The organism is Phaeobacter sp. HF9A (genome assembly GCF_011806385.1).
Taxonomy (GTDB): Bacteria; Pseudomonadota; Alphaproteobacteria; order Rhodobacterales; family Rhodobacteraceae; genus Epibacterium.
This window is the reverse complement of the sequence record NZ_JAATOX010000029.1, coordinates 20,164-36,156: the sequence shown is the minus strand read 5'-3', so window position 1 is coordinate 36,156 and position 15,993 is coordinate 20,164. Positions and strand designations below refer to the sequence as shown.

Genomic DNA, 15,993 nt, shown 5'->3' with positions numbered 1-15,993 from the left:
CGCCATGCCCAACCGTAAGGAGCACATCCCGGTCAGGGATGTGTTTCGCCCGGGCGGGAGAGCGACCGCTCCGATATGGCAGCAGATCGGGATCTGAACGGAGAGCCGGCGATGGCCGTTCCTTGGGAGAACGGCTAGCCCTCTCCAAACGAGTCGTGGCTCAGCAAGCCCACGGGCGCATCTGGCGCACGGTAGAAATCCAGCGGCGCGTGATCAGATGCGGCGGTCGAGCGCTTGAACTCATAGCGCATCTCGCCCGCGTCTTCCTCGGAGGCAACGATCAGGCATTGTGAGAGGTGACGCGCACCATCATAAAGATCCACCAGCCCGCGCAGCTGTGGCACAACATCCGCCTCCACCGAGAAACCGCGCTCCCACTGACGCAGCACCGGGTAGATCTCTTCCCCGGCATGCACCCGCAGGCGATTCTTTTGCTTCATGCCCTGCAAACGCGCCTTATCCAGCGCATCCTGAACGGATTTGGGAATAAAGGTGGTCATGGCCGTGTCCTCCGATAGCGGGCCTCTCCCTATCAGTGGCATGAAACTATCTAAAATCAAGTAAATGCAACCCAGGCGCGACGCCGCCCCGCAGTGTTCGGGACAGTGTTGTCACGCGACGACGATTTCGGCGGGTTGTGCGCGTATGCAGGGAGGCTGCGCGGCGGCAAAGATGGCCATTGCGACGCCAAGCTCTTACCCTTCCCAAAAGCGGGGCACAGGAGGATTCCCATGGGATTGTTGGTTGACGGAAAATGGCAGGATGTCTGGTATGACACCAAATCGCAGGGCGGAGCTTTCAAACGCTCTGCCGCACAGTTCCGCAACTGGCTTTCTGCGGATGGCGCGGCCGGACCAAACGGCGAGCCTGGTTTCAAGGCCGAAAGCGGGCGCTATCACCTCTATGTTTCCTACGCCTGCCCCTGGGCCCATCGCACCCTGATCTTTCGCAAGCTGAAGGGGCTGGAAGATCATATCAGCATCTCTGTCGTGCATCCGGATATGCTCGACAAGGGGTGGACCTTTCAGCAGGACGAACATGGCGCCAGCGGTGATGACCTCTTTGGCTTTGACTACATGTATCAGCTCTATACCAAGGCGGATCCGGCCTATTCGGGCCGCGTGACGGTGCCTGTGCTCTGGGACAAGGAGCAAAACACCATCGTCAGCAATGAGAGCGCCGACATCATCCGCATGTTCAACTCGGCCTTTGACGAGATCACCGGCAACGCGCTGGATTTCTGGCCCGAAGCCCTGCGCGAACCCATTGAGGCGGTGAATGCACGCGTCTATGACACCGTGAACAATGGCGTCTACAAATCCGGTTTCGCCACCTCGCAAGAGGCCTATGACGCGGCGGTGGTGCCGCTGTTTGACAGCCTCGACTGGCTGGAGGATATCCTGGGCCAGCACCGCTATCTGCTGGGCGATCACCTGACCGAGGCCGACTGGCGGCTGTTCACCACGCTGGTGCGGTTTGATTCCGTCTATCACCTGCATTTCAAATGCAATCGCAAGCGGATCATAGATTACCCCAACCTCTGGGCCTATACGCGCGAGCTCTATCAGATGCCGGGCGTGGCCCAGACCGTGGTGATGCCGCATATCGTGCGCCACTATCATTACAGCCACGACACCATCAATCCGAACCGGATCCTGCCGATCAACCCGGTGCTGGACTGGGACGCAGCGCACGGGCGCGGCTGAGCCCCTCCTGCGAACAGAGACGAGAGACGCAGCAGGCCCGACATCGGCGGGTTTTCTGCGCTTGTTTTCTTTGGTCGCCCCGGGCATATCGGGGCGAAAACGCATGGGAAAAAGCCGTTCCGCCATGACAGAGAGCCCGCAAAACGCCCAGGTGTCAGGCCCGCTATCAGGCGCAGCATCAGAGCCTGCACCAAAACCCGCTGTCCGCGATCACGGCGGCACCCTCTCTGCCGCGATTGATGTTTGGTGCGGCGGCCGCGCCGATTGGATCGACGTCTCCCACGGAAGCAACCCAAGGCACGAGGAGAGCCCGCCGCTGAGCCCGGACGACTGGGCCGCGCTGCCAGACCAATGCGCACAGGACGCCCTGATCGAAGCGGCGCGCAGTTTCTGGAACGTCCCAGCCGAGGCCGATATTCTCGCCGCTCCCGGCGCCTCGGCGCTGATTGCGCGGCTGCCCGCGCTGCGCCCTGCGGGGCGGGTGCGGATCACCCTGCCGACCTATAATGAACACGCCGCCGCCTTCGAGCATTTCGGCTGGGACATCAGCGACACTGGCCCATCCGAGGCGCAGGTGGTCGTGCATCCCAACAACCCCGATGGCCGCCTCTGGCGCGCCCAGGAGCTAACAGCCCCGTTTCGCATCATCGACGAGAGTTTTTGCGACATCTGCCCAGAGAAAAGCCTGATCCAGGAGGCCGCGACGCCCGGCACCGTGATCCTGAAAAGCTTTGGCAAATTCTGGGGCCTGGCCGGGCTGCGGCTGGGCTTTGCCATTGGAGACCCGGCGCTGATTGCAGGCTTGCGCGCGGCGATGGGCCCCTGGGCGGTCTCCGGTCCGGCGCTGCGGATCGGCACGCATGCATTGAATAATCACGACTGGGCAACGACCACACGGCAGCAGCTCGCCGCCGCCAGCGCACGGCTTGATCTGCTGATGCAAAACGCGGGCGCGCAGGTTCTCGGGGGCACCGATCTGTTCCGGCTTTATGATGTTGCGGATGCCAAGGCCTGGCAGGACCGCCTCGCCCGCGCCCACGTCTGGAGCCGCATCTTCCCCTATTCCAGCCGTTTCCTGCGGCTCGGCCTGCCGCCCGCCGATCGTTGGAGCCAATTGGAGGAGGCCCTGTCATGAGCACCGCCCTGCTGCTGATCCCCGCGCTGGTGCTGGATGCCATCCTTGGCGAGCCGAAATGGCTCTGGTCCCGTGTGCCGCATCCGGCGGTCATGATGGGACGGTTGGTGCAGAAACTGGATGAAGGGCTGAACGCGGGCGCTGGAAAACGCGCAAAGGGCGTGCTGGCGGTCGTGGTGGTGCTGCTCGTCGGGCTGACGCTGGGCTGGATCCTGTCCTGGCTTGGCGGGTTGGTCAGCCTGCTGATCGCCGCGATCCTGATCGCCCAACGCTCGCTGATCGACCATGTTGGCGCCGTTGCCACCGGCCTGCGCCAGAGCCTGCCTGCCGGGCGCGCTGCCGTAGCGATGATTGTCAGCCGCGACACTGACACGATGACCGGCCCGCAGGTTGCGCGGTCTGCCATTGAAAGCGGGGCGGAAAATTTTTCTGACGGGGTCATCGCGCCCGCCTTCTGGTTCCTGATCGCGGGGCTGCCGGGGCTGCTGATCTACAAGCTGATCAACACCGCCGACAGTATGATCGGCTACCGCAACGAGACCTACGCGGAGTTCGGCTGGGCCGCTGCGCGGCTCGACGATGCGTTGAACCTGATACCGGCGCGCGCGTCGGCGCTGCTGATGGCGGCCGTTACCGGCAATATCCGCGACTGGGGCGCGATCAGCGTGGATGCGCGCAAGCATCGCTCGCCCAATGCGGGCTGGCCCGAGGCGGCCATGGCGCGGGCGCTCGGCGTGGCGCTGGCGGGGCCGCGGTCCTATGACGGCGAGATGCGCGACTTTCCCTGGGTGAACGAGAGCGGCGCCAAGAGCGCGGATGCCTTTGCAATCACCCGCTGCACACAGGTTTTATGGAAGTCCTGGGCACTTACGCTTGCGCTTATGGTTGCATTGACCCTGCTGTTCTAGATATCGTCTGCGCAATTCCGCAACCAAAGGACATTTGACCATGCGTGTGCTGCCCAGCCTCAAAGCGGTCCTGCACCGCACCGCCTTCGTGACCCTCATTGCAGCGCTGCCCAGCCTTGCCAGCGCCCAATGCGGCGGCAGTTTCAAGGATTTCGTGCGCGGCCTCAAGGATGAGGCGGTCTCTGCCGGTTATGCGATCAACACGGTCAACGGTTTTTTTGACGGCGTCGCGCAGGATCAAAAGGTGCTGCGGGCAGATCGCGCGCAGGGCGTGTTCCAAAAGCCGTTCATTGAATTTTCGCGACGCCTTATCTCGCGGGATCGCCTGCTGCGCGGGCAGCGCCAGGCCAAGGACATGAGCAAAGTCTTCGACCGGATCCAGAACACCTATGGCATAAATCCCGGGGTGCTTTTGGCGTTTTGGGCGTTTGAGACGGATTACGGCGCTTTTCAGGGCGATTTCAACACCCGCAACGCGCTGGTAACACTGGCCCATGACTGCCGCCGCCCGGAGCTGTTCCGGCCGCAGATCTTCTCCGCGCTGGAGCTCTACCGCAGTGACGATTTTGACCCCAAGCGCACCACCGGTGCCTGGGCGGGCGAGATCGGCATGGTGCAGATGCTGCCCGGCGATATTCTGGAACACGGCGTTGACGCCGATGGCGATGGCCATGTGACGCTGAAGACCTCTGCCGCCGATGCGCTGATGTCGGGGGCCAAGATGCTGTCACATCTGGGCTGGCGTCCCAATGAACCCTGGCTGCAAGAGGTGAGCATTCCGGCGGGCATGGATGTGTCCAGCTCCGGCGTGGCGCATAAGAAATCCGTCGCCGAGTGGGAGGCCATGGGTGTCACCCCCCGCAGCGGTGATTTCGACCTGCCAGCGGCGCAGGCCTCGCTGCTGCTGCCGCAGGGGCATAATGGGCCGGCCTTTCTCGCCTATCCCAACTTCGACGTGTATTTCGAGTGGAATCAGAGCTTTACCTATGTTCTGACCGCCGCCTATTTCGCCACCCGGTTGGAAGGTGCGCCGGTCTATGACGCGGGCAACCCGGATCAGGGACTGTCGGGCGCACAGATGAAAGAGCTGCAACGCCGTCTGCAAGCGCGCGGCCATCATGTCGGAGAGGTGGACGGTATCCTGGGCGCCAATACCCGCATCGCGGTGCAAAAGGAACAGATCCGCCTTGGCCTGCCCGCCGACGCCTGGCCCACCCCGGCCTTGCTGAACGCGCTCTGAGCGCGCGGGGGCAGAGGCCGAAAACAGGGGCGCCGAAGCATTTCGTGCGCCCCGTCAGGCCACCAGCGCCTCTGCCTTTTTCAGGTCCACCGAGACCAGCTGGCTGACACCTTTTTCCTGCATGGTGACCCCAAACAGACGATCCATCCGCGCCATGGTCACCGCGTGGTGGGTGATGATCAGGAAGCGGGTGTCGGTCTGGCGGCACATCTCGTCGAGCAGGTCGCAAAAGCGGGTGACATTGGCGTCGTCCAGCGGCGCGTCCACCTCGTCGAGCACGCAGATCGGCGCCGGGTTTGACAGGAACACCGCAAAGATCAGCGCCATCGCGGTCAGGGTTTGCTCGCCGCCCGAGAGCAGCGAGAGGGTCGAGAGCTTCTTGCCCGGCGGCTGGCACATGATCTCAAGCCCCGCATCCAGCGGATCGTCGCTTTCGACCATCAGAAGGTTCGCCTCGCCGCCGCCAAAAAGATGGGTAAACAGCATCGCAAAGGAGCTGTTCACCTGCTCAAAGGCGGTCAGCAGTCGCTCGCGCCCCTCGCGGTTGAGGCTGGCAATGCCCGCGCGCAGGGTCTTGACCGCCTCTTCCAGGTCGAGCTTCTCCGCCACCAATGTGTCATGTTCTTCCTGCACCTCGCGGGCGTCTTCCTCTGCGCGAAGATTCACCGCGCCGAGCGCGTCGCGCTGGCGTTTGTGGCGGGCGACCTCGATTTCCAGCTCTTCGGCGTTGGGCATGTCTTCGGGGGCGATGTCGAGCTGTTTCAGCAGCGCGCCCGGCTCCAGCTGCATGATCTCGTCGATGCGCTCGGCAGTCGCCGCGACGGTCTCGCGGGCGGCCTCGGTGCGGGCTTCGGAGCGGGCGCGACCCTCGCGCGCCTCAGAGGCCAGGCGTTCGCATTCGCGCTCGTTGTGCACCGCCTCGCGCAGCAGAGCTTCGGCAGCGACCAGCGCCTCGGTGGCGTCGGATTTGCGGCTCTCTGCATCGGTAATTTGTTCGTTGAGGTCCTCGCGGGTCTCGGCGATCTCGCCCGGCACCGCCATGGCGTCTTCCAGCTCCTCCTGGCTGGCCTCGCGGCGTTCTTCCAGCTCGGCGATGCGCTTGCCGGCGGAGTCCAGACGGTGCCGCCAGCCGGAGATTTCCTTGGTCACGGTCTGGGCGCGTTTGATGCGGGCCTCGCCCTCGCGGCGCAGCTCGTCCAGCGCCGAGCGGTGGGTCAGCATGGTGATCCGTGCCGCCTCGACCCCGTGTTTGATCTCTTCGACCTTGGCGCGGGCCTCGCCCAGATCCCCCAGCGCGGCCTGCGCGGTTTCGGCTTCCTTGAGTTGCAGCGAGGCTGTCAGCGCGTCCTCGTCGTGGCGGGCCACCGCAATGCCGAAGTTTTCCAGCTTGCCCTCGGCGAGGTTTCTCTCGGCCTCGGCGCGGCTCAGGGAGCGGGCGGCATCGGCGACGCGCTGGTCAGCGGCACGACGGGCCTGGCGGGCCTCCTGATCGGCGCGGGTGACCTCTTCCAGCTTGCGCATCAGCGTCTCATGCGCGGCCTGCGCCCCCTCGGCGCGGGCGGTGGCATGGGCGAGGTCCTGTTTCAGCGCCTCCAGCCGGTTCATCTGCTCCAGCCGCATCGCCGCCGCCGAGGGGGCATCCTCGGCCCAGGAGCGGTAGCCGTCCCAGCGCCAGAGATCGCCCTCCAGCGTCACCAGTCGCTGACCGGGCTGCAAGGCAGCGTGCAGGCGGGCGGCCTCATCCGCATCGACCACTCCGATCTGGGTGATCCGCCGCCAGAGCGCATCGGGACCATCGACATATTTCGCCAGCGGCTCCACCCCATCGGGCAGCGCGACGGAACTGTCATAGGACGCCAGGGTGAGCCACCCCGTGGGGCCGTCCGCATCGGCCAGCGGGGCGCGCAGATCATCAGCCAGAGCCGCGCCTAGCGCCTTTTCATAGCCCGGGGTGACCCGCAGATCGTCCATGATCTGGCCCCCCTCGGCGGTGTCGCGTTCGACCAGTTTCGCCAGCGCTGTGACCTCGGCGCGCAGGGCGCCCAATTCGCCCTCCGCCTCCGAGCGTTTGGCGCGGGCTTCGGTCTCGTGCGCCTGGGTTTCGGTGCGCAGCTCGTCGGCTTCGGCCAGGGTTTCCTCGGCCATTTCGGCGGCCTCGCGCGCCTCTTCCTCGGCCTCGACCGCCGCCTCATAACTTGCTTCGGACGTCGCCAGCGCCTCTTGCGCGGCTGCCATCGCGGTGCGGGATTTGGCGCCTTCGCCCTCGGCGCGCTCCAGCGCCCGGCGGCAATCCTCGACCAGGCGTTGCGCCGATTGGTGACGTGCCGAGAGCCGGGCGACGTCTTCGGTCACCTGCGACAGATGTTCCTCGCCGGCGTCCAGGATTGCGGCAGACTCCTGCGCCACCTCGGCGGCCTCGGCCATGCGATCCTCCTGACCTTCGCTGGCCTTGGCGAGTTCGCGCTTTTCCCATTCCAGCCGTTCGATGGTTTCGCCCGCGTCCTTGTTCAGGCCCGCTTCGCGGTCGATGTCCTTGCCGAGCTGCTGGATGCGGCTGTTCAGCTTCTCGATATTCTGCCGCGCCTGCGCCTCCTGATCCGAGAGCGCATCGCGCTGCACCACCAGCCGCTGGAGAACCGCCGCAGCGATGGCCTCTTCCTCGCGCAGCGGTGGCAGGCCGTCCTCGGCCTCGGCGCGTTTCTCGGCGGCGACGCGGGCCAGCGCCTCGGCCTTTGCGGCCTGGGTGACACGGGTGCGCAGCTCCTCCTCGGCGGCCAGTCGGGCCTCGTCGGCCTCGCGCCAGCGCCGGTAGAGCAGCATGCCCTCGGCCAGCCGCAGCTTTTCGCCGATTTCGCGATAGCGTTGCGCCTGTTTTGCCTGCCGCCCGAGTTGGCCCAGTTGCGTGGCCAGCTGCTCGATCACATCATCAACACGCAAGAGGTTCTGTTCGGTGTTTTTGAGCTTCAGCTCCGCCTCGTGGCGTCGTTGATAGAGGCCGGAGATCCCGGCGGCCTCTTCCAGGATACGGCGGCGCGCCTTGGGTTTGGCGTTGATCAACTCGGAGATCTGCCCCTGCCGCACCAGCGCCGGCGAATGCGCGCCGGTCGAGGCATCGGCAAACAGCATCTGCACATCCTTGGCGCGCATATCCTTGCCGTTGGCCTTATAGGCAGAGCCCACGTCGCGCGTGATCCGGCGCACGATATCGAGCTGGTCGGAGTCGTTGAAGCCAGAGGGCGCCAGCCGCTCGGAGTTGTCGATTTGCAGGCTGACCTCGGCGAAATTGCGCGCCGAGCGCGAAACGGTGCCGGCAAAGATCACATCCTCCATGCCGCCGCCGCGCATCGCCTTGGCGCGGGTTTCGCCCATCACCCAGCGCAGCGCCTCCAGAAGGTTCGACTTGCCACAGCCGTTCGGCCCCACAACCCCGGTCAGACCATCGGCGATGATCAGATCGGTGGGGTCAACAAAGCTCTTGAAGCCGTTGAGCCGAAGTTTGGAAAAGCGCAAGACCGCCCCTTCTGGTGATTCCGTTGCCGGATAGGACAGCAGCCTTAGGCACCCCAAGTCAACGGCGCAACCCGCTTAATCCTGAGGCGAGCTTCAGCCATGCCACCATATCTTGTGGATAACCCGCGCTCAGCACGCGGATTTTATCACCCGCGCCAGACGCGCCATCCCTTCGGCGATCACCGCCTCGCCGCTGGTGGAAAAGCTCAGGCGCAGGGAATTGGCGCCGGAGCCATCGGCGAAGAAGGCTTGCCCCGGCACAAAGGCCAGTTTTTCCTGCTCCAGCGCCTGTTGCAAGAGGGCGGCGCCATTCATGCCCTCAGGCAGGGTCAACCAGACGAACATGCCGCCCTCGGGGCGGGTCCAGCTGACGCCGTCCGGCATATGCGCCTCCAGCGCGGCCAGCATGGCGTCCCGGCGGCGGCCATAGACGGCGCGCAGGTTTGCGATATGCGCGTCAAACATCTGCGCGGCCACCTGATGCGTGGCGATCTGGTTGAGGGTCGCGGAATGCAGATCCGAGGCCTGTTTCATCAGCACCAATTGCTGGATCACCGGCTTGGCCGCGACAACCCAGCCGACCCGCAAACCGGGTGACAGCGATTTCGAGAAGGTGCCGCAATAGAGCGTCCGGCAGGCGTCCAGATCACCGCCCTTCTGCGCCTGCTCCAGCGCCAGCATCGGCGGGATATCCTCGCCCTCATAGCGCAGCGGTTGATAGGCGGCATCCTCAAGCACCGCGATATCCAGCGCCTCGGCCATCTCCAGCACCTGCATCCGCTCCGCGCGGGTCAGGGTGACGCCGGTGGGATTGGCAAAATCGGGGCTGAGATAGGCGAATTTAACCCGTCCACCTGCCGCCTCTGCCGCGGCGGCGTAGCTTTCGGGGGGCTGGTTCTCGCCGATCCGCAGGCGATCATAGCGGGGCTCATAGGCGTTGAAGGCCGCCAGCGCGCCAAGATAGGTCGGCCAGCCCACCAGCGCGGTATCGCCCGGGTTCAGGAACAACTTGCCAAGATAATCCAGCGCCTGCTGCGAGCCGGAGGTGATCAGCACGTTGTCGGGCGTACAGGTGACACCCAGCCGCGCCATATGGGTCGCGATCCACTCCCGCAGCGGCAGATAGCCCTCCGAGACCGAATATTGCAGCGACTGCGCCTGGCGCTCTGGTGTCAGCGCCGCCTGACAGGCGTCGGCAAAGGCCTCCGCCGGAAACAGCGCCGGATCCGGGATGCCGCCCGCAAAGGAGAGCATCCCCGGCTGATCCAGCAATTTCAGCAGCTCGCGAATTTCTGATGCCTTCATGCCGCTGATACGTTTTGCAAATTGCGCTGAAATCGTCATTTGAATCACTTCCTTTCGTGCCTTGACTGCAATCGACAGGAATTGAAAAACTAAGTCAACAGTGCTGACCTATTATTTCAATCTTCGTGATCTTGCGAGAGCGCCCGGAAGGTGGTCATATGACTTTACCAATTTATCGCTCCGAGGCCCGTCATGCCCTTCCAGAAAGTCCAGCCCGAGAAGCTCTCGGCGGCGGTTGTGCGCCAGATCGAAAAGCTGATCCTGCGGGGTATCCTGCGGCCCGGAGAACGGCTGCCCTCGGAGCGTGAACTCGCTGAGCGGCTCGGCGTTTCGCGGCCCTCGTTGCGGGATGCCCTGGCCGATCTGCAAGAGCGCGGCCTGCTTGCAAGCCGCGCCGGTGCGGGCGTGTTTGTCGCTGATGTGCTTGGCTCTGCCTTCTCGCCCGCCTTGATCCAGCTTTTTGCCAGCGACGACGAGGCGGTGTTTGACTACCTGTCCTTTCGCCGCGACATGGAGGGGCTGGCGGCGGAGCGGGCGGCGAAATTCGGCTCTAACGCAGATCTGGAGGTCATCCAGGCGATTTTTGACAAGATGGAGCAGGCTGGCGACCCCAGCATTTCGGATGAGGCGGCGGAACTGGATGCGCAGTTTCATTCGGCGATTCTGGAGGCCAGCCACAACGTCGTGCTGCTGCATATGATGCGCTCGATGTTTGATCTCTTGCGCAGGGGGGTGTTCTACAACCGCCGCATCATGTTTGGCCAGCACACCAGCTATGATGCGCTGCTGGGCCAGCACCGGGCGATCAACGCCGCCTTGCAGCAGCGCGACCCGCAGGCCGCGCGCCAGTCGGTCGAGGCGCATCTGGACTATGTCAAACAGGCGCTGGAAGAACAGATCCGGGCCATCCGCAATGCCGAGATCGCCGCGCAGCGCCTGGAACACGAACGCAACCGCTAAGGCGGCAACTGCCGCCCATGGACGCGCCGCCCCCTCACAGCCAAAAGCCCCGGCGTTTCCACCGGGGCTTTTGCATACTGTCAGAAACCAAATCGCTTAGTGCAGCTTGGTGTTCACGTCCTCGATGGCCGCGTCGATCAGCTTGTTTGCGTCGGCCGCGGTCAACTGCTTGGCGATCACCTGATCGGCAACCTCCACAGCAATCGTGATGGCGCGGTCACGTACTTCTTTCACAGCAGAGGCTTCCGCCGAGGCGATCTGATCTTCCGCGGCGGCCAGACGGCGCGCGATGGAAGCGGCGAGATCCGCCTTGGCCTGTTCCGCCGCGGCTGCGGCCTCGTCACGGGCATTGGCGACGATGCGCTCGGCCTGTGCCTGGACGTCCTGCTGCTTGCGCTCGTAGGAGGCCAGAAGGGTCTGGGCCTCTTCGCGCAGCGCGCGGGCTTCTTCCAGTTCCGACTTGATGCTGTCCGCACGGTTGTCCAGCTGTTTGCCGATCAAGGACGGCACTTTGGCAGCGAGCAGGATGCCAATGAACAGCAGGAACGCAAGAACGACAACAAAGTCGGTATTCCCGAGGTTCCAGCCACCGCCAGCAGCGAAGGCAGGAGAAGCGGTGGCGAGGGTCAGAGCAATCGCAAGAGTTGCACGCATGGTCTTAGCCCTCCGTCCGTTTGGCGACTGCCGACGCAACAGCGTCCGCGTCATCTTTGCCACCCAGCGCCGCGACCAATGCGGATGCGGTATCGGAGGCAACGATTTTGACGCTTTCCAGCGCGCCAGCGCGGATTTCGGCAATGGCTTTCTCGGAGTCTGCTGCTTTCGCAGAGATTTCCTCATCCGCCTTTGCGATTGCCTCGTCGACCTCTGCCTGAATTTCGGCGCGGGTCTCGGCGGCGATGCGCTGCGCTTCCGCGCGGGCGTCGGCCAGAGCCTTGTTATAAGCGTTTTCGGCCTCGACTGCCTTGGCTTTCAGATCTTCGGCCGCAGCGAGGTCGTTTGTGATGGTGCCCTGACGCTCGTTCAGAATGGCTGCAATACGGGGCAGCGCAACGCGCGACAGGATCAGGTAGATCACGACAAGCGTGACCAGCAACCAGAAGATCTGGTTTCCGTAGGTCGAGAAGTCCAGCTGCGGCATGCCGGAAGAACCGTGGGCGGCAGCATCAACTGCGCCGTGTGCCGCATCGGCAGCTCCATGACCTGCGTCATGCGTAGTAGATGCCATGTCGTCCTCCTATGGAACTTGCCGTTACACCGGGCGGGGCGCGGTGAGCACTCCGCCCGGCCGTAAGGAAAAAGAGTTCCGGAGTCTTAGACGGCGAACATCAGCAGCAGAGCGACCAGGAACGAGAAGATGCCCAGAGCTTCTGCAAATGCGATGCCGATGAAGAGGGTTGCGGTCTGGGAAGCAGCCGCGGAGGGGTTGCGCAGAGCGCCTGCCAGGAAGTTAGCAGCAACGTTGCCAACACCCAGAGCAGCAATACCAGTACCCATGCCAGCCAGGCCAGCGCCGATGTATGCGAGATCGCCTTCCATTTGATATCTCCTTACGATTGGAAGTTGAGGTAGTTGTTCTAGACCAGCAGCCAGCCCTTAGTGGGAGGGATGCAGCGCGTCCTTGAGGTAGACACAGGTCAGAATGGTGAACACGTAAGCCTGAATGAAGGCCACGAGAACTTCGAGTGCGTAGACCGCGGTGATGGCAAAGATCGGCAGGAAAGCCCCGGCGCCCAGAGCACCGGCAAAACCTGCGAACACCTTCAGAACCGCGTGGCCCGCCATGACGTTACCTGCAAGACGAATGCAGTGGCTCACGGGGCGTACGAAGTAGGAAATCAGCTCGATGATGGCCAGGATCGGACGCAGCGCCAGCGGAGCGGAGCTAACCCAGAACAGGCCGAGGAATTTCGCACCATGCAGCACAAAACCGGTGATGGTCACGGTCACGAAGACCAGAACCGCCAGAACCGCAGTCACGGCAAAATGCGAGGTGGTGGTGAAGGACATCGGGATCAGGCCGAGGAAGTTGGCGGTCACGATGAACATGAAAAGCGTCATGATATAGGGGAAGAACTTCACCGCGTCTTTGCCGGTTACGTCTTCGACCATCTTGTAGATGAAGCCATAAGCGAGCTCCGCCACCGATTGTGCGCGCGACGGCACGATGCCACGGTTGGAAGAACCAAGAACCAGAACCGCGATGATCGCCACCACGGCGAGCAGCATCCAGAGCGTCACGTTGGTCGGCGTGTACCAAGCGATGTGATCGCCACCAAAGAGCGACTCCACACCGAACTGATCCATCGGATGAATGGCCAGACCGGCATGTTCCGGCGCGAAAAGCACACCAGACACGAGCACCAGTGCCAAAGCTACGTAAAAGAACAGTTTGCCCATCGTTCCGCTTCTCCTGTCGCCGAGCCGTCGCCCGACATTCATGCGTCTTTATCAGCGTCGGCGTGTTTCTCCGCCTCGGCCATTTGTTTTTCCTGGATCTCGCGTGCGCTGCGGAGCATCACTTTGACCCCGGCCGCCAGACCCAACATTAAGAACAGCACCATGAAAATGGGGATCGTTCCAAAAAGAACATCCAGCCCGTATCCGATGCCGAGACCGATCACGAGACCGGCCACCAATTCTGTCACCATCCGCCAGGCCTGATTGGCCATGGAATAATGTTCATCCACGCGCGGCGCTGGCTCTTCATGTGCCTTCTTAGCGGCAGCCAGTTTCTCCTCAAGCTGCGCCATGCGCTGCTTTTGGTCATCGTCGATCAAGGGACGTATCCTTACGCGAAATCTGAGGAGGTTGCTAAGCGGTCCCCCGCTCAGAGTCAATTACGCAATGCGCGCGCAGCGCTTGGTAACTATCCTTTTAATATCAATGCATTAACACGAAGTTCAGCCGCTGATGAATATCCGTGCCTGATGGCTGGCCGGGAAAACGGGCGGAATCCCATATTCAACCATTTGGTTGATCTTGATCATGCCATGCGCAGGCGGCGGCGAAACAGCCGCCCGTCAATCAGCAAGAGGCCAAAGAGGATCGCCCCGAAACCCGCCAGGTGGCTGGCGGCCAGCGGCTCTCCCAGTACCAGCACCCCCAGCGACAGCGCCGAGGCGGGCGCGATCAGCGTCGGCAGGGTGACATTGGTCGGCCCCACCCGGGGCAACACCCAGTAAAAGATGATAAAGGCCGCCGAGGTCAGCCCGAAGCCGATCACCAACAGCGCGCCCCAGCCCTGCGGGGTCAGCGCGCCCGGCAAACCTGCGCTCAGCAGAGAGAGCGGCAAAACCCCGAGGCTCGCGCCACTCAGCGCCCAGGCCACCAGCACGACGGACTCCAGATCGCGAAAGCGGCGTGCCACATTGACCGAGATCGCATAGCACAGGGGCGCGCCCAGCATGATCAGGACCGCCCAGGCGGCGGAGCTTTGGCCATTTTGCAGGATCGGTAGGGACAGGATCACGATACCGGACAGACCACAGGCAACGCCGAGGCTCTTGCGCCAGCTTGCGCGCTCGCCACCCGGCCAGAAATGGGTCACCACAACCGCCAGCGCCGGGGTGCTGGCGTTCACGATCCCCGCGACGCCGCTGGCGATATGCTGCTGGGCGATCGCGTAGCAGGAAAACGGAATGGCATAGCTCAGCAGGCCAAAGCCCATCAGCGCCAGGGCCCGCGCAGGCGGGATGCGCCAGCTGTAGCCCCGCGCCAGAAGATAGATCCAACAGCCCAGCGCGCCAAAGCCCACCCGCCCGGTGGTGATCCAGAGCGGATCCAGCTGCCGCAGAAGCACCGCGTTAAAGGTAAAGGACATCCCCCAGGCCGCGCCCAATGTCACAATGATAATCCAATAGCGCAGCGCCATGACCGCCCCTCCTTAAATGCTCCGTGGTTTTGTGACAGCTTGTTCGCCATTGTCGACCCGGATTCTGCGCTTTAGGAAGTCTGTCATGACTGACGCTCTTGATACCGTCTTTGCGGCTCTGGCCGACCCGACCCGGCGCGCGATCCTGTCGATGCTGCTGGAGGACGATATGGCTGTGACCGATGTGGCGGAGCCCTTCGAGATGTCACTGGCCGCGATCTCCAAGCATCTGACCATCCTCACCCGCGCCGGGCTGATCCAGCAGGAAAAGCGAGGACGGGTGAAATGGTGCAAGCTCCAGCCCGACGCCATGCGGGCGGCCTCGGTCTGGATGCAGGGGTTTGGCCAGTTCGAACCGGTGAACCTGGATGCCTTTGAACGGTTCCTGGAAAGTGAGCTGCACGACGACGGTTAATCGCAGGGCACGTCAGTGCTCGTCCTTCAGAAGCAGCCACAGCGCCACGATGGTCAGGCCAATTCCCCAGAGGATCATGCCCGGCGGCCAGCCCTGCCCCAGCGCGATTTCCCAGAGGATCACCCAGATCGGCACCAGATAGGTATAGGCCATCACCTTGGCCGAGGGCAGCCGCAGGGTGGCGAATTGCAGCAGCACAAAGGTCATCGCCGAAGCGCAGACCGAAAGATAGAGCACCCCGATCCAGACGATGGGTTTGAGCGCCATCCAATCGGTGGCGCGCAGATCCCGCCAGCCAAAGACGATCAGCACCAGCGCCCCGGCGATCAGCATCCCGAAGGTAAAGACCACTGCCGGCTCGCCCCGGTTCAGCCGTCGCACCAGCGGCGTATAGAGCGCATGCGCCACGCAACCCCAGAAATAGATCACCTCGCCCGGGCCGATCTCAAAGCGCAGAACCGCCTCCATATCGGCGCGAAAGATCACCCAAAGCGCGCCAAGCCCGCCGATCACCAGCGCCAGCGCCATCCGGGCGGTGGTGACCTGGCGCAACAACAGCCAGCCAAAGACGCCGCTCATGGCCGGGGTCAGGGTAAAGACCGCCGCAGCCTGCACCGGGTCCGCGGTCTTGAGCCCATAGAACATCAGCACAAAATAGACCGCAAAGATGCTGCCCAGGAGCAGATAGCGCCAGGGCGCGGTGAAATCGCGGCGCTTCACCCCCGGCCCAAGGGCGCAGGCCGCGCCGATCAGCATGCCCGCCAGCACAAACCGCAGCGCATTGAGCGCGGCCGGGGCGATCTCATTGGCGACCAGCGACCCCAGCGAGAAGGACCCCGCCACCAGTGCCGAGAACGCCAGCATCGCCAGATGCCCCTTGTGGCTGTCGCGCAACGACGGTGTGGCCGCCATCGGCTTTCGCTGCGTCTTTTCACCTGTT

General features: G+C 63.4%; 16 protein-coding genes. 6 read left to right on the top strand and 10 right to left on the bottom strand.

The features are described from left to right. Positions 1-134 precede the first annotated feature (134 nt). On the bottom strand, positions 135-500 hold the full coding sequence (locus tag HCZ87_RS07685; RefSeq protein ID WP_167643175.1) for a hypothetical protein: 366 nt from the start codon (positions 498-500) through the stop codon (positions 135-137). A gap of 231 nt (positions 501-731) precedes the next feature. On the opposite strand from HCZ87_RS07685, the gene HCZ87_RS07680 reads away from it, so the two are divergent. The 4 genes from HCZ87_RS07680 to HCZ87_RS07665 all read left to right on the top strand — a co-directional run bounded on the left by HCZ87_RS07680 (position 732) and on the right by HCZ87_RS07665 (position 4,989). Beyond that, complete coding sequence (locus tag HCZ87_RS07680) at positions 732-1,706, top strand: glutathione S-transferase family protein (RefSeq protein WP_167643174.1); 975 nt, start codon at positions 732-734, stop codon at positions 1,704-1,706. Between the two features lie 124 nt (positions 1,707-1,830). Beyond that, entirely contained in the window at positions 1,831-2,841 is a 1,011-nt protein-coding gene (locus tag HCZ87_RS07675) for a threonine-phosphate decarboxylase (RefSeq protein WP_167643173.1), read from the top strand. Next, complete coding sequence (cbiB, locus tag HCZ87_RS07670) at positions 2,838-3,749, top strand: adenosylcobinamide-phosphate synthase CbiB (protein ID WP_167643172.1); 912 nt, start codon at positions 2,838-2,840, stop codon at positions 3,747-3,749. Before HCZ87_RS07675 ends, cbiB begins: the two co-directional genes overlap by 4 nt. A 40-nt stretch (positions 3,750-3,789) precedes the next feature. Then, positions 3,790-4,989 carry a lytic murein transglycosylase gene (locus HCZ87_RS07665; RefSeq protein ID WP_167643171.1) on the top strand — a complete coding sequence of 400 codons (1,200 nt, stop codon included), beginning with the start codon at positions 3,790-3,792 and terminating at the stop codon, positions 4,987-4,989. Positions 4,990-5,043: 54 nt separating this feature from the next. Here HCZ87_RS07665 and HCZ87_RS07660 read toward each other — a convergent pair whose 3' ends face one another. Both HCZ87_RS07660 and HCZ87_RS07655 read right to left on the bottom strand, forming a co-directional pair. Continuing rightward, the gene (locus tag HCZ87_RS07660; protein WP_167643170.1) at positions 5,044-8,499 is read right to left on the bottom strand and encodes a chromosome segregation SMC family protein; all 3,456 of its coding nucleotides are present in this window, start codon (positions 8,497-8,499) and stop codon (positions 5,044-5,046) included. 129 nt (positions 8,500-8,628) lie between these two features. Beyond that, positions 8,629-9,843 carry a PLP-dependent aminotransferase family protein gene (locus tag HCZ87_RS07655; RefSeq protein WP_167643169.1) on the bottom strand — a complete coding sequence of 405 codons (1,215 nt, stop codon included), beginning with the start codon at positions 9,841-9,843 and terminating at the stop codon, positions 8,629-8,631. A gap of 153 nt (positions 9,844-9,996) precedes the next feature. Here HCZ87_RS07655 and HCZ87_RS07650 point away from each other — a divergent pair, with 153 nt between their 5' ends. Beyond that, positions 9,997-10,764: a FadR/GntR family transcriptional regulator gene (locus HCZ87_RS07650; protein ID WP_167643168.1), complete on the top strand. Its 768-nt coding sequence runs from the start codon at positions 9,997-9,999 to the stop codon at positions 10,762-10,764. A gap of 96 nt (positions 10,765-10,860) precedes the next feature. On the opposite strand, the gene HCZ87_RS07645 is transcribed toward HCZ87_RS07650, so the two are convergent. The 6 genes from HCZ87_RS07645 to HCZ87_RS07620 form a co-directional block, all read right to left on the bottom strand. Then, the gene (locus HCZ87_RS07645; protein WP_167643167.1) at positions 10,861-11,418 is read right to left on the bottom strand and encodes a F0F1 ATP synthase subunit B; all 558 of its coding nucleotides are present in this window, start codon (positions 11,416-11,418) and stop codon (positions 10,861-10,863) included. 4 nt (positions 11,419-11,422) lie between these two features. Continuing rightward, entirely contained in the window at positions 11,423-11,992 is a 570-nt protein-coding gene (locus HCZ87_RS07640) for a F0F1 ATP synthase subunit B' (protein ID WP_167643166.1), read from the bottom strand. 86 nt (positions 11,993-12,078) lie between these two features. Further along, the gene (locus HCZ87_RS07635) at positions 12,079-12,303 is read right to left on the bottom strand and encodes a F0F1 ATP synthase subunit C (RefSeq protein ID WP_005636439.1); all 225 of its coding nucleotides are present in this window, start codon (positions 12,301-12,303) and stop codon (positions 12,079-12,081) included. A gap of 57 nt (positions 12,304-12,360) precedes the next feature. After that, a complete protein-coding gene (locus tag HCZ87_RS07630) occupies positions 12,361-13,164 on the bottom strand; it encodes a F0F1 ATP synthase subunit A (protein WP_167643165.1) in 804 nt (267 codons plus the stop codon). Positions 13,165-13,202: 38 nt separating this feature from the next. Continuing rightward, complete coding sequence (locus HCZ87_RS07625; RefSeq protein WP_167643164.1) at positions 13,203-13,544, bottom strand: AtpZ/AtpI family protein; 342 nt, start codon at positions 13,542-13,544, stop codon at positions 13,203-13,205. Between the two features lie 206 nt (positions 13,545-13,750). Next, a complete protein-coding gene (locus tag HCZ87_RS07620) occupies positions 13,751-14,638 on the bottom strand; it encodes a DMT family transporter (RefSeq protein WP_167643163.1) in 888 nt (295 codons plus the stop codon). A gap of 85 nt (positions 14,639-14,723) precedes the next feature. On the opposite strand from HCZ87_RS07620, the gene HCZ87_RS07615 reads away from it, so the two are divergent. Beyond that, on the top strand, positions 14,724-15,053 hold the full coding sequence (locus tag HCZ87_RS07615) for a helix-turn-helix transcriptional regulator (RefSeq protein WP_167643162.1): 330 nt from the start codon (positions 14,724-14,726) through the stop codon (positions 15,051-15,053). Between the two features lie 12 nt (positions 15,054-15,065). Here HCZ87_RS07615 and HCZ87_RS07610 read toward each other — a convergent pair whose 3' ends face one another. Next, entirely contained in the window at positions 15,066-15,965 is a 900-nt protein-coding gene (locus tag HCZ87_RS07610; RefSeq protein ID WP_175582180.1) for a DMT family transporter, read from the bottom strand. Between the last annotated feature and the right edge of the window lie 28 nt (positions 15,966-15,993).

Coding starts and splice junctions, on each gene's coding strand:
- cbiB (WP_167643172.1), top strand. CDS start 2,838: ATGAGCACCGCCCTGCTGCTGATCCCCGCGCTGGTGCTGGATGCCATC.
- HCZ87_RS07610 (WP_175582180.1), bottom strand. CDS start 15,965: ATGGCGGCCACACCGTCGTTGCGCGACAGCCACAAGGGGCATCTGGCG.
- HCZ87_RS07615 (WP_167643162.1), top strand. CDS start 14,724: ATGACTGACGCTCTTGATACCGTCTTTGCGGCTCTGGCCGACCCGACC.
- HCZ87_RS07685 (WP_167643175.1), bottom strand. CDS start 500: ATGACCACCTTTATTCCCAAATCCGTTCAGGATGCGCTGGATAAGGCG.
- HCZ87_RS07620 (WP_167643163.1), bottom strand. CDS start 14,638: ATGGCGCTGCGCTATTGGATTATCATTGTGACATTGGGCGCGGCCTGG.
- HCZ87_RS07630 (WP_167643165.1), bottom strand. CDS start 13,164: ATGGGCAAACTGTTCTTTTACGTAGCTTTGGCACTGGTGCTCGTGTCT.
- HCZ87_RS07655 (WP_167643169.1), bottom strand. CDS start 9,843: ATGACGATTTCAGCGCAATTTGCAAAACGTATCAGCGGCATGAAGGCA.
- HCZ87_RS07640 (WP_167643166.1), bottom strand. CDS start 11,992: ATGGCATCTACTACGCATGACGCAGGTCATGGAGCTGCCGATGCGGCA.
- HCZ87_RS07645 (WP_167643167.1), bottom strand. CDS start 11,418: ATGCGTGCAACTCTTGCGATTGCTCTGACCCTCGCCACCGCTTCTCCT.
- HCZ87_RS07635 (WP_005636439.1), bottom strand. CDS start 12,303: ATGGAAGGCGATCTCGCATACATCGGCGCTGGCCTGGCTGGCATGGGT.
- HCZ87_RS07675 (WP_167643173.1), top strand. CDS start 1,831: ATGACAGAGAGCCCGCAAAACGCCCAGGTGTCAGGCCCGCTATCAGGC.
- HCZ87_RS07665 (WP_167643171.1), top strand. CDS start 3,790: ATGCGTGTGCTGCCCAGCCTCAAAGCGGTCCTGCACCGCACCGCCTTC.
- HCZ87_RS07680 (WP_167643174.1), top strand. CDS start 732: ATGGGATTGTTGGTTGACGGAAAATGGCAGGATGTCTGGTATGACACC.
- HCZ87_RS07650 (WP_167643168.1), top strand. CDS start 9,997: ATGCCCTTCCAGAAAGTCCAGCCCGAGAAGCTCTCGGCGGCGGTTGTG.